The sequence below is a fragment of the Mesorhizobium sp. M1A.F.Ca.IN.020.03.2.1 genome (assembly GCF_004023205.1).
GTDB lineage: Bacteria > Pseudomonadota > Alphaproteobacteria > Rhizobiales > Rhizobiaceae > Mesorhizobium.
This window is the reverse complement of the sequence record NZ_RZSV01000165.1, coordinates 1-12789: the sequence shown is the minus strand read 5'-3', so window position 1 is coordinate 12789 and position 12789 is coordinate 1. Positions and strand designations below refer to the sequence as shown.

The following is a 12789-nucleotide window of genomic DNA, read 5'->3' as shown; positions in this document are numbered from 1 at the left end:
CGGATGCCGCCAATCCGGCGGCCGATGTGCAACTGACCGGCAATGTCGCCGGACAGCCGCTGCAGGGCAATGCCGTGCTTGCCACCGCCAATGGCAAGAGCGCGATCAACGGGCTTCTGCTGTCGCTCGGTCCGAACAAGATCTCCGGCGACCTCGCGCTTGATGAAGCTTTCGTGCCGGTGGGCACCGTGTCGCTCGATCTTCCTGACATCGGGCCGCTGGCGGCGCTTGCGCTGGAAAAGGCGGAAGGCGACGTCCGCGGCACGATCGCCTTCTCGAAGGCCGGCAACGCACCGAACGTCGCCGTCAAGGCAACGACGGCGGCGATCCGGCGCGGCGACCTCTCGGCCAAAAAAGTCGCCATCGACGCCCAGATCGCCAATTACCTTGCAGCACCTGTCATCTCCGGCAAGATCCGCGCCGACAGCGTGACCTCCGGCGGCACTGCCGTTACCAGGATCGATGTCGACCTGAAGCGTGACGGGGACTGGACCGGCTTTTCCGGCGGCGCCACCGTGAAGAACATTCCGGCGAAAGCGGCCGGCCGGGTGAAAGTGGCGAACGGCACGACGACCGTCGAGCTCGCGTCGGGCCAAGCGACGGTGCAAGGCATCAAGGCGGCGATCGCGCAGGCCTCGACCGTGACCATCGCCAACGGCGCGACGACGCTCGACCGGCTGGTGCTCAATCTCGGCGGCGGTACGGCGACGGTGACGGGCAAGGTCACGCAGACGCTCGACATCAACGCCAATCTGGCCAGGGTGCCGGTCTCGCTCGCAAACAGTTTCTCGCCTGGCCTCGATGCGGCAGGCTCGATCTCGGGCACGGTCAAGGTCTCCGGCGCGCCGGCCACTCCGACGGTCGCCTTCAATGTCGATGCCTCGGGCGTGCAGACTTCGCAGACGCGGGGCGCAGGCCTCGGCGGCATGAACGTATCCTCGTCGGGAACCTTTGCCGGCAGCAAGCTTGCCTTCGACGCCAACATCAGCGACGGCGCGGGCCTTGGTCTCAAGGGCGGCGGCACGGTGACGACGGCAGGCGGGCCGACCCTGGCGCTCGATTTCAAAGGCAAGGTGCCGTTTTCCTTCCTTGCCTCGAAACTCGCCGTGCAAGGCCTGGCGCTCAACGGAACCGCCAATGTCGACGTGCAGGTGCGCGGTCCTGTATCCGCGCCGGTGATCAGCGGCAAAGTCACGACGTCGGGCGCCCGTCTCATAGACGCGCGCTCCGGGCTGGCGGTCAACGACATCGGGGCCGACGTCTCGATCGGCGGCGGCGTCGCCAGGATCAATCGCCTGACGGGCACGTTGTCGACGCGCGGCAGCCTTTCGGCGAGCGGCACCGTCGGCATCATGCCGGCGCAAGGTTTTCCGGCCGACCTGTCGATAAAACTCACCGACGCCCGCTACACCGACGGCAGGGTGGTGACCGCCAACCTCGCCGGCGACCTGACCATCAAGGGGCCGCTCGTGTCGGCGCCGGTGATCGCCGGCACCATCAATCTGGCGAGGACGGTCATCACCGTGCCGGACAAGCTGCCCGGTTCGCTCTCTGAGTTGGATGTGAAGCACAAGAACCCGCCGCGCGCGGTGCGCGCGCAGGACAGAGCGCTGAACCCGCCGACATCCAGCAGCGGAGGCAGCAGCGGCAGCGGCCTTGTCCTCGACGTAACGGTCAACGCACCGAATCAGATCTTCATCCAGGGCAGGGGCGTCGACGCCGAGCTAGGCGGCTCGCTGAAGCTGACCGGCCCGGCATCCTCGCCGCAGGCCGTCGGAACCTTCACCTTGCAACGCGGCCGGCTGACGATCCTTGCCAAGCGGCTGACCTTCACCGAGGGCACAGTCGGGTTCCAGGGTTCGCTTGTGCCTTACCTCAACCTGACCGCGACCACGACGACCAGCAGCGCCACCGTCACCATCGTCGTTTCGGGCGAAGCGACCAACCCGAAGTTCAACTTCTCCTCCGCACCGGCGCTGCCTGAGGACGAGGTGCTGGCGCAACTGATCTTCGGCCGCTCGATGTCCAATCTCTCGCCGCTGCAGATCGCCCAGCTTGCTGACGCGGCCGCGCAATTGGCAGGGGCCGGCGGCACGACCTCGCTGCTGGACAATCTACGCAGCGCGATCGGCATCGACGATCTCGACGTGACGACCGACGAGAAGGGGGGCACCGCGGTTTCGGCCGGCAAGTACCTCAACGACCGTACCTATGTGACAATCCAGAAGGGCGACAAACCGGGCTCCGGCAAGGCGACGATCGATCTCAATGTCGGGAGGGGCGTGAAGCTGCGCGGCGAGGCCAACGACGCGGGCGAAGCCAAGGGCGGCGTCTTTTACGAACGCGAATATTGACGGTGTTGCCCGCCCCGGCGGGCTGAAGAGGACTTTTGGCGCGCGCACGAGGCCCTGTCCGCCGGCAATGTCTTGATTTGATTGCCCTGTTAATTTTTGGAAATGTGCTGTGGACTAACAAATTTGCGTCAAGGCTGTCGCTATCACGCCAACCGGCCCAATTCCAAAGTTGCACATTCCCCACCATGTTCCAATTCCAAACCGGCTTTTGACATCACGGTCTGGATGCGGAATGTTAAAAGGCAGAAAGCCAAACAATGGGAGTCAGTCATGGCAATCTATAAAAGTAACGGTGACCGCGTTCCGGACCACATCCTGGCGATGGCCGAAGCGGCCAAGTCGGGCACGGTGGACCGCCGTGAATTCCTGGCTTTGGCCAGCGTTTTCGGTGCATCGACGGCAATGGCTTACGGCATGCTCGGTCTCGCCGCGCCGACGCCAGCCAAGGCCGAGGACGTGCAGGGCAAGAAGGGCGGCGTGCTGAAGGTCGCCATGTCGATCAAGGATCCCAAGGATCCACGCACCGCCGACTGGTCGGAAATTGCGAACGCCGAGCGCCAGGCGCTCGAGCCGCTGGTGAAGTACACGAAGGAGTACACCTTCGCGCCTTACCTGCTGGCAAGCTGGGATATCAACGACGACGCCACCGAATACACGCTGCATGTGCGGCCAGGCGTCGAATGGAATAACGGCGACAAGTTCACCGCCGACGACGTGATCTACAATTTCACCCGCTGGGCCGACAAGGCAGCGGAAGGCAACTCGATGCCTGGCCGCCTCGGCAGCCTGGTCGACGACGGCACCAAGAAGCTGCGCGAAGGCTCCGTGGTCAAGGTCGACGACATGACGGTCAAGCTCAAGCTGAGCAAGCCCGACATCGCCATCATCCCGAACATGTGCGATTATCCGGCACTGGTCGTGCATAAGACCTTCGATGAGAAGGGCGCCAACTTCAAGAATTGCCCGATCGGCACCGGCCCGTTCGAGCTTGTCTCCTACGATGTCGGCCAGAAGGTGGTCTACAAGCGCCGCGAGACCGGCAAGTGGTGGCAGGGCGAAGCTTTCCTCGATGGTGTCGAGTTCATCGATTACGGCACCGATCCGGCGGCGACGGTTTCGGCTTTCGAATCCGGCGAAGTCCAGACCAACCACGAAACGACCGCCGACTACATCAAGATCATCGCTGATGTCGGCGCGCCGGTTTCGGAGGTCGTCACGGCCGCCACCGTGGTGTCGCGCTTCAACATCACCCACAAGCCGTATGACAACCAGAAGGTTCGTCAGGCGATGTTGCTTGCGGTCGACAACGCCACGGTGCTGCAGCTCGGCTACGGCAATGCCGGCACCCCGGCTGAAAACCACCATGTCGCGCCGATCCATCCGGAATATGTCAAGCTGCCCGAGGTCAAGCGCGACATCGCCAAGGCCAAGCAGATGCTGACGGAAGCCGGCGTGATCGATTTCGAGCACGAACTGATCAGCAACGACGAAGACTATCACAAGAACACCACGGACGCGATCGCGGCCCAGCTGCGCGAAGCGGGCATCAAGGTGAAGCGCACCGTGCTGCCGAGCTCGACCTTCTGGAACGACTGGACGAAGTATCCGTTCTCGCAAACCAACTGGAACATGCGCCCGCTGGGCATCCAGGTCATCTCCATCGCCTATCGCTCCGGCGAAGCGTGGAACGAGACGGCCTACGCCAATCCCGACTTCGACAAGAAGGTCAACGAGGCGCTCGGCATCGCCGATGCGGAGAAGCGCAAGGTTGTGATGAAGGACATCGAGCAGACCCTGCAGGATTCCGGAATCATCATCCAGCCCTACTGGCGCAAGCTCTACATCAACATCAAGCCCGAGGTGAAGAACCACTCGATGCACCCGACCTATGAGCACGACTTCGGCAAGGTCTGGCTCGAACAGGCGTGATCCTTTTGCGATAAATATGAGGGGCGTCAGCCCCTCGTATTTGCAGCTTCGTCGCCGTTGCGTATTGTGCAACGGTGGCGGAGCCTCACAAGGTATCCGACACAGGGTTGAACCTATCTGACCCCAACCCGGCCGGCGGGGAGCGCGCATGTTCTCATTCATTGCCAGACGCATCGGCACAATTGTGCTCACGATGCTATGCCTGACGCTGGTCGTCTTCTTTCTCGTCAATCTCGAGCCCAACTTGAAGAAGCTGGCGATCAGCCAGACCGAGATGCACACGTCGGCCGAACAGCTCGAAAGCTGGCTGGTCAATCACGGCTACCGGCAGAACTTCTTTGCGCGCTACGGCCAATGGCTGGGCGTCCTGCCCAAGCAGCCGATCACCGATCCGGCCACCGGCAAGGTGACGCAGCGCTTCTCCTTCTGCAACGATCCGGTCGAGCCGAAATTCTCCGGCGTGCTGCAGGGCGATTTCGGCTGTTCGACCAAGTTCAAGACGACGGTCGCCGCCAAGCTGTTTCCGGCACTCGGCGCCACCGGCATATTGATGTTCTGGGTGCTTGCGGTGATGGTGCCGATCTCGCTGCTCATCGGCATCCTTGCCGGCATGCGCGAAGGCTCGCGAACGGACCGGACCCTGTCGGTGGCCTCCATCGCCTCGACGGCGACGCCCGAATATGTGTCGGGCGTCATCTTCACCGTCATCTTCGCCTCGTGGTTGGGCTGGCTGAACGGCTCGGCGGCATCCGCCAGCCAGGGCATCACCTTCTACAATTTCACCCTGCCGGTGATCACTCTGGCGATCTACGGCACCGGCTATATCGCGCGCATGACACGGGCCTCGATGGTCGAGGTGATGACGCAGCAGTATATCCGCACGGCCCGCCTCAAGGGCCTCTCCTTCGGCAGTGTGGTGATCAAGCACGCGCTACGCAACGCGCTGATCGCGCCTTTCACCGTCATCATGCTGCAGTTCCCGTGGCTGCTCACCGGCGTCGTCATCGTCGAGGTGATGTTCCGCTACCAGGGTTTCGGCTACACGCTGGTCGAGGCCGCCGGCAACAACGACATCGACCTTCTGCTCGGCTGCTCGCTGGTCTCGGTATTCATCGTGCTGATCACCCAACTCATCTCGGATGTCGGCTACGCGTTTCTCAATCCGCGCATCAGAGTTCAATAGGGGGCAGGGCGGATGCAGATCGAATATATCGGTGCCTTCGATGTCGTGCTCGGCGTGCTTTGGCGCTTCTGGCCGGTATGGGTCGCGCTTGTCCTGGTGATGGGCGTTAGCTTTACCTACAAGAAGAAGCTCGGGCTCTACGGCCAGCTCTTTGACAGCGGCGTCGGCATTGCCGGCGTCGGCATCTGCCTGTTCTGGCTGTTCACGGCGATCTTCGCCTCGACCATCTCGCCTTTCGATCCGCTGGCGCAGGTGTCGATCATGAAGGATACGCTGCCCGGCGCGATCGAGCCGACATCGAAGCTCGTCTACTATTTCGGCGGCGATAAGCTCGCCCGCGACGTGTTCTCGCGCATGGTCTATGGCAGCCAGATCGTGCTGATCATCGCGCCGGCGGCGACCGGTTTTGCGCTGATGGTCGGCATCACGCTCGGCCTGCCGGCCGGTTACTACGGCGGCAAGATCGACACGGTGCTGTCGTTCCTCGCCAATCTGGTGCTGGCCTTCCCGGTGATCCTTTTGTTCTACCTGCTGGTGACGCCAGGCATCATGGATACGCCTATCCCGTACGCCCTGGCGGGGCTGTTCTTCCTGTTCCCGATCATCTTCTTCTGCGTGCTGTTCTGGACCCGCTACAAGAACCGACCGGACCGGCTCTATATCCTGCTCGGCCTGACGCTCGTCATCGGGGGCTGGATCTATACGGGCCTCGTCTTCGACAAGGATCCGCTGAGGATCGTCCACATCGATCCCAACCAGCTCAACATTTTCGTGGCGGTGGTGTTCGCTTCCAGCCCCGGCGTGTTCCGCATCGTGCGCGGGCTGACCATGGATATCAAGACGCGCGACTACGTGGCGGCGGCGCAGACACGCGGTGAATCGCCCTGGTACATCATGCTGTGGGAAATCCTGCCCAATGCACGCGGACCGCTGATCGTCGATGCCTGCCTGCGCATCGGCTATACGACGATCCTGCTCGGCACGCTGGGTTATTTCGGCCTGGGGCTGGCGCCCGAGAGTCCCGACTGGGGCACCGCGATCAAGGATGCCAGCCGGCTCTTGCGCTCCTTCATCCACCCGGCGCTGCCGCCGACGATCGCGCTGATGTCGTTCGTGCTGGGCCTGAACCTTTTGGCGGATTCGCTGCGCGAACAGTCGATGAAGGATTGATGGCGGGGCTTCGGGCCCCATCTTCCAGGAAGCAAGGATTGGAGCGACCCATGAACGAGGCAGTTCGAGATCCAGCCAAGACGACCAATGGGCCGATCATCGAGATCGAGAACCTCTCGATCTCCTTCTTCACCCGCAAGGGCGAGATCCCGGCGGTGATGGACTTTTCCTGCACGGTCATGCCCGGCGAGGCGATGGGCATCGTCGGCGAATCCGGCTGCGGCAAGTCGACCGTGTCGCTCGGCATCATGCGCGACCTCTCAAACATCGGAAAGATCGTCGGCGGCCGCATCAAGTTCCAGGGCAGGGACATGGGCGAGATGTCCGACGAGGAGCTTCGGGCCATCCGTGGCAACAAGATCGCCATGATCTATCAGGAGCCGATGGCGAGCCTCAATCCGGCGATGAAGGTCGGCCAGCAATTGATGGAAGTGCCGCTGATCCACGACAAGGTCTCGAAGGAAGAGGCCCATAACCGTGCACTGGAGATGGTGCGCGCGGTCAAGCTGCCCGATCCGGAGCGCATGATGCGCTCCTATCCCCACCAGCTTTCGGGCGGCCAGCAGCAGCGCATCGTCATCGCCATGGCGCTGCTGTCGAAACCGGCGCTGCTGCTCCTCGACGAGCCGACGACGGCGCTCGACGTCACCGTCGAGGCCGGCATCGTCGAACTGGTCAAGGGACTGGGCCAGAAGTTCGGCACCTCGATGATCTTCGTGTCGCACAATCTCGGCCTCATTCTCGAGACCTGCGACAAGATCACGGTGATGTATTCCGGCGAGGCCGTCGAGACTGGCAAGATCGAGGACGTGTTCGACCGGATGCGCCACCCCTATACGCAAGGGCTGTTCCGCTCGATTCCGCTGCCCGGCGCCGACAAGAATTCGCGGCCGCTGATCTCCATTCCCGGCCAATTGCCGCTGCCGCATGAGCGGCCGAAGGGATGCAATTTCGGACCCCGCTGTCACCATTTCGTCGAGGGCGTCTGCAACGCCGCCGAAATTCCGATGGTTGCCGTCGAGGGGCATGAGGGCCATTTCTCGCGCTGCGTGCGTTTCAACGAGATCGACTGGGAAGCGCTGCCGCCCGGCGCCAAGAAGGTCAACGAAAAGGTCGAGCCCGGCGCGCCGGTGCTCAAGATCGACAATCTCAAGAAGTACTACAAGGTCGGCGGCAGCGAGGTGTTCGGCTCGAGCGAAGGCCGCGTCGTCAAGGCCAACGAGACGATTTCGTTCACCGCGCGCGAGTCCGAAACGGTCGCGATCGTCGGCGAGTCCGGCTGCGGGAAATCGACGCTCGCCAAGGTGCTTCTGGGGCTTGAGACCGCAAGCTCGGGCACCGTGACGCTGGGCAACAAGGAGATCCAGTCGACCGGCATCGAGAGCCGCAATGTCGAAACGGTGTCGTCGATCCAGATGGTTTTCCAGAACCCGTTCGACACGCTGAACCCCAGCCATACGGTCGGCTCGCAGATCATCCGCACGCTGGAGAAGTTCAATGTCGGCAAGACCGTCGCCGAGCGGCGCAAGCGCATGCTGGAGCTGCTCGACCTGGTGAAGCTGCCGCGGGCCTTCGAGACCCGCAAGCCGCGCCAGCTCTCAGGCGGCCAGAAGCAGCGCATCGGCGTGGCCCGCGCCTTCGCTGGCGACGCCAAGGTGGTGGTGGCCGACGAGCCGGTCTCGGCGCTCGACGTCTCGGTGCAGGCGGCGGTGACCGAGCTCTTGATGGACATCCAGCGCAAGAACAAGACGACGATGCTGTTCATCAGCCACGACCTGTCCGTGGTGCGCTACATCGCCGACCGTGTCGTCGTCATGTATCTCGGCTATATCGTCGAGCAGGGCACGACGGACCAGATATTCTCGCCGCCCTACCATCCCTACACCGAGGCGCTGCTCTCGGCGATCCCGATCGCCGACACCAGCGTGGTCAAGAAGCACATCGTGCTCGAAGGCGATATCCCATCGGCGATGAATCCGCCGACCGGCTGCCCCTTCCAGACGCGCTGCGGCTATAAGAAGCTGGTGCCGGACAATCTGTGCGAGACGACGGTGCCGCCGGTGAAGAATCTCGGCAACGGCCATATGAGCCTGTGCTGGCTGTCGGACGATGTCTTGGCGAAGATGGAGCCGGTCATCAAGTTCGACAAGGAGCATGCGGCACATGAAGGCGTGCCGGACGACGCGCCGCGCGGCACTGGGCCGGGCTTTGCCGGCACCCCGCCCAAGCGCCCGAGGGGCAAGAGGCCGAAGCCGAACTAAAACTTCGCCGGGTCCCGGCCTCAGTTCCCACATTGCCGCAACTGGGCGGCGTAGTCGCGGGCCATTTGGTCCGTGGCGCGCGCGTAGTTCTGCACGCCGGCATCGCCGCGATTGCCGCGTCCGTAGGCCGACCAGCCGAGATAGTAGGCGAGATAGAGACTGTAGGTGTCGTTGCGGGCGACGCCGAAAGTGTCGACGGTCTTGGAATGATACCAGCCGACGAAGTCGATGGCGTCGGCGAAACGGCTGCGGCGCGCCGCCCAGTTGCCGGTCTCCATCTGATATTGCGACCAGGTGCCGTCCAGCGCCTGCGAATAGCCCGCGGCGGTGGAGACATGTTTCCAGGGAATGAAGCCGAGCAGCTTGGTGCGCGGCGGCCGGGCGTTGCTCTTGAAGCCGGATTCCTTGCGCACCGTCGCCATCAGCACCGGAACGGGAATGCCGTATTTTTGTTCGGTGCGCTCGGCGGCGGACTGCCAGTTGTCGAACCAACCGTCATTCTGGTCGAAGACGGCGCAGACATTGTTGATGTGGCTGGGCGCCGTCGCGCAGGCCGAAAGCGCCAGCAGCACAGAGACAACGACAATTTTACTAAAACTCGAGCTAGGCATCGGAAGACGAATAGGGCGAAATCATAAAAGGAATCTTTCGAGCTTCCTTAACGCCGACCGAGGCTCCTCGATCTGGGCTCTATCGATATTTCGACGTCACTCGTCGCATTTGTCTTCATCAGAACGAAAAAATGCCGCCTTGGCTAAAATCACGCCGGCAAATGGCGAATTCCTGACAGCTCGCGCCTGACGTCGGCGCTCTGATAGACGCATGACCGAACCAAGACGAAAACGCGGCGCCGAACGGACCAGCAACCGCGGGCCCGCCCCCATTCCGCAGCTGCCGCCACGGCGCGTGGTCAACCCTTACCCGCCGATGGCGGTGCTTTCGGCCGACCAGATCGAGTCCATTCACCAGGCCTCGATGCATATTCTCGAAAGTTTCGGCATCGAGGTGATGAGCCCGCGAGCGCTCGCGCTGTTCGAACGCGCCGGCGCCAAGGTCGATCACAGCTCGATGAATGTGCGCCTCGATCGGGGCATGGTCGACGAAGCGCTGAAGACGACACAGGCCAGCTACACACTTACGCCACGCAACCCGGCTCACGCCGTTTATCTCGGCGGCAACACGATCAACTTCACGCTGGTGGCCGGGCCGCCCAATGTGCACGACATGGAGCGCGGCCGCCGCGCCGGCAATCTCGCCGACTATTGCGATCTCGTCCGGCTGGCGCAGCATTTCAACTGCATCCACATGCTGGGGAACCAGGTCTGCGCGCCGATCGAGCTGCCGGCGAATTCGCGGCACCTCGACACCTACTTCGCCAATCTGACGCTGACCGACAAATGCTTCCATGTCTCGGCGATCGGCCGGGGCAGGGCCCTGGACGGCATCGAGATGATGGCGATCGCGCGTGGCTTGACTCTAGACCAGGTCGGCCAGGACCCCGGCGTCACCACCATCATTTCCGTCAACTCGCCGCGCCGCTTCGACGAGATGATGGCCGAAGGGCTGATGACCATGGCCGAGTTCGGCCAGTCGGTGGCGGTGACGCCGTTCACGCTGATGGGCGCGATGAGCCCGGTGACGCTTGCCGGCGCGCTGGCGCAGCAAAATGCCGAGGCACTGTTCGGCATCGTGCTGACCCAGTTGGTGCGGCCCGGCGCGCCGGTGATGTATGGCGCCTTCACTTCCAATGTCGACATGAAGTCCGGCGCGCCGGCCTTCGGCACGCCGGAGAACACCAAGGCCAACATCGCCTCCGGGCAATTGGCGCGGCGCTACAATCTGCCGTACCGCACGACGCCGGGCTCGGCGTCCAATGCCGCCGATGCGCAAGGCGCCTACGAGACGCTGATGGCGCTGTGGGGCGCCGTGCTTGGCCACGGCAACCTCGTCTATCATGCCGCCGGCTGGCAGGAGGGCGGACTGACGGCCTCATTCGAAAAACTCATCATCGATGTCGAGATGATGCAGCACATGATGGAATTCCTGCGGCCGATCGTGGTCGACGAAGGCGAATTGGCGGTCGACGCATTGGGCGCCGTGCCCACCGGCGGCCACTTCTTCGGCGAGCCGCATACGCTTGAACGCTATGCCACCGCCTTCTATCAGCCGATGCTCTCCAACTGGCAGAACTACGAGGCCTGGCAGGAGGCCGGCGCGCTCGATGCCACGGCGCGCGCGACCCGGCTCTGGAAGAAGGCGCTGGAAGAGTACGTTCAGCCGACAATGGACCCAGCCGTGCGCGAGGCGCTTGAAGCCTATATGGCGCGCCGCAAGGAAGCGATCGGGCAGGGCGAGCCGTGACGGTTTTGGAACGCTGGCGCCGCCCCTCATCCGCCTTCCGGCACCTTCTCCCCGTGAAGGACGGGGAGAAGGGAAGCGCTACAGCGCTGGCCCTCTCCCCGTTTTTCACGGGGAGAGGTTAAGGGTGAGGGACAGCGCCGACGTTTGAGGAGAGACATGCCTCTCATCCTGAATCCACTCAATCATCCAATTCCCCGAAGTAACGAGAAGAACCCATGAAGTCGCATGCAAAGGTCGTGGTCATCGGCGGAGGTGTCGTAGGATGTTCCGTGCTGTTCCATCTTGCCCGCCACGGCTGGACGGACGTGGTGCTTCTGGAGCGCGACGAGCTGACCTCGGGCTCGACCTGGCATGCGGCCGGCGGCATGCACACCATCAACGGCGATCCCAACGTCGCCAAGCTGCAGAAATACACGATCTCCCTCTACAAGGAGATCGAGGAGCTTTCCGGCCAGGCGACGGGGGTGCATCTGACCGGCGGCGTGCTCTTGGCAGCAACCGAGGCGCGGCTCGACTGGCTGCGCGGCGTCGTCTCCAAGGGCCGCTATCTCGGCATCGACCTCGAGGTGATCTCGGCGAAGGAAGCGGCCGAGTTGATGCCGCTCATCGATCCGAAGCAATTCGTCGGCGCCGTGCGCAACAAGGAGGACGGCCATCTCGATCCCTCCGGCGTCACCCACGCTTACGCCAAGGCGGCGCGGAAGCTGGGCGCGGAAGTGGAGCGCTTCACCAAGGTCGAGGACATCGTGCGCCGGCCCGACGGGCTGTGGCGCGTCATCACCAACAGGGGCGATGTGATCACCGAGCAGGTCGTCAACGCCGGCGGGCTTTGGGCGCGCGAGGTCGGCCGCATGGTCGGGCTCGAACTGCCGGTGCTCGCCATGGAGCACATGTATCTGATCACCGAGGACATGCCGGAGGTCGCCGACTGGAACAAGAAGACCGGCACGGAAATCATCCATGCGGTCGACTTCGACGGCGAGATCTATCTGCGCCAGGAGCGCGGCGGCATGCTGATGGGCACCTACGAGAAAGCCAACAAGGTCTGGTCCGAATTCTCCACACCCTGGAATTTCGGCCACGAGCTGTTGGAGCCGGATATCGACCGTATCGCGCCCTCGCTCGAAGTCGGCTTCCGTCACTTCCCGGCCTTTCAGAAAACCGGGATCAAGCAGATCATCAATGGCCCCTTCACCTTTGCGCCGGATGGCAATCCGCTGGTCGGTCCGGTGCGCGGCCTGCCGGGCTTCTGGGTCGCCTGCGGCGTCATGGCGGGTTTTTCTCAAGGCGGCGGTGTTGGCCTGGCGCTCTCAAACTGGATGATCGAGGGTGATCCCGGCGCCGATATCTGGGCGATGGACGTGGCGCGCTACGGCGACTGGGCGACGATGACCTACACCAACGCCAAGGTGCGCGAGAATTACTCGCGCCGCTTCTCGATCCGCTTCCCGAACGAGGAACTGCCGGCCGGACGGCCGCTGAAGACAACGCCCCTTTACGACACATTGTCGGCCAAAGGCGCGCAATGGGG

General features: G+C 63.1%; 8 protein-coding genes. 7 read left to right on the top strand and 1 reads right to left on the bottom strand.

The features are described 5' to 3' along the window. The 5 genes from EOA79_RS22635 to EOA79_RS22615 form a co-directional block, all read left to right on the top strand. Positions 1 to 2354: translocation/assembly module TamB domain-containing protein (locus EOA79_RS22635; RefSeq protein ID WP_206639255.1), on the top strand; the 2354-nt coding region annotated here is incomplete at its 5' end. Positions 2355 to 2624: 270 nt separating this feature from the next. Next, a complete protein-coding gene (locus EOA79_RS22630; protein WP_095779087.1) occupies positions 2625 to 4283 on the top strand; it encodes an ABC transporter substrate-binding protein in 1659 nt (552 codons plus the stop codon). 148 nt (positions 4284 to 4431) lie between these two features. Continuing rightward, positions 4432 to 5466, top strand: a complete 1035-nt coding sequence (locus EOA79_RS22625; protein WP_095824958.1) for an ABC transporter permease — start codon at positions 4432 to 4434, stop codon at positions 5464 to 5466. Between the two features lie 12 nt (positions 5467 to 5478). After that, positions 5479 to 6636, top strand: a complete 1158-nt coding sequence (locus EOA79_RS22620; RefSeq protein WP_066990564.1) for an ABC transporter permease — start codon at positions 5479 to 5481, stop codon at positions 6634 to 6636. 50 nt (positions 6637 to 6686) lie between these two features. Then, positions 6687 to 8897, top strand: coding sequence for an ABC transporter ATP-binding protein (locus EOA79_RS22615; RefSeq protein ID WP_127334897.1), 2211 nt, complete (start codon positions 6687 to 6689; stop codon positions 8895 to 8897). A gap of 20 nt (positions 8898 to 8917) precedes the next feature. On the opposite strand, the gene EOA79_RS22610 is transcribed toward EOA79_RS22615, so the two are convergent. Further along, positions 8918 to 9508 carry a transglycosylase SLT domain-containing protein gene (locus tag EOA79_RS22610; RefSeq protein ID WP_127334898.1) on the bottom strand — a complete coding sequence of 197 codons (591 nt, stop codon included), beginning with the start codon at positions 9506 to 9508 and terminating at the stop codon, positions 8918 to 8920. Between the two features lie 211 nt (positions 9509 to 9719). Between EOA79_RS22610 and EOA79_RS22605 the strand changes: the two genes are divergently transcribed. After that, on the top strand, positions 9720 to 11258 hold the full coding sequence (locus tag EOA79_RS22605; protein WP_127334899.1) for a trimethylamine methyltransferase family protein: 1539 nt from the start codon (positions 9720 to 9722) through the stop codon (positions 11256 to 11258). A gap of 215 nt (positions 11259 to 11473) precedes the next feature. Further along, the coding region (locus EOA79_RS22600) for an FAD-dependent oxidoreductase (protein WP_128293288.1) at positions 11474 to 12789 on the top strand (1316 nt) is incomplete at its 3' end.

What these genes read in the sequence shown, in the direction of transcription:
- EOA79_RS22630 (WP_095779087.1), top strand. Translation starts at nt 2,625, where the DNA reads ATGGCAATCTATAAAAGTAACGGTGACCGCGTTCCGGACCACATCCTG.
- EOA79_RS22625 (WP_095824958.1), top strand. Translation starts at nt 4,432, where the DNA reads ATGTTCTCATTCATTGCCAGACGCATCGGCACAATTGTGCTCACGATG.
- EOA79_RS22620 (WP_066990564.1), top strand. Translation starts at nt 5,479, where the DNA reads ATGCAGATCGAATATATCGGTGCCTTCGATGTCGTGCTCGGCGTGCTT.
- EOA79_RS22615 (WP_127334897.1), top strand. Translation starts at nt 6,687, where the DNA reads ATGAACGAGGCAGTTCGAGATCCAGCCAAGACGACCAATGGGCCGATC.
- EOA79_RS22610 (WP_127334898.1), bottom strand. Translation starts at nt 9,508, where the DNA reads ATGCCTAGCTCGAGTTTTAGTAAAATTGTCGTTGTCTCTGTGCTGCTG.
- EOA79_RS22605 (WP_127334899.1), top strand. Translation starts at nt 9,720, where the DNA reads ATGACCGAACCAAGACGAAAACGCGGCGCCGAACGGACCAGCAACCGC.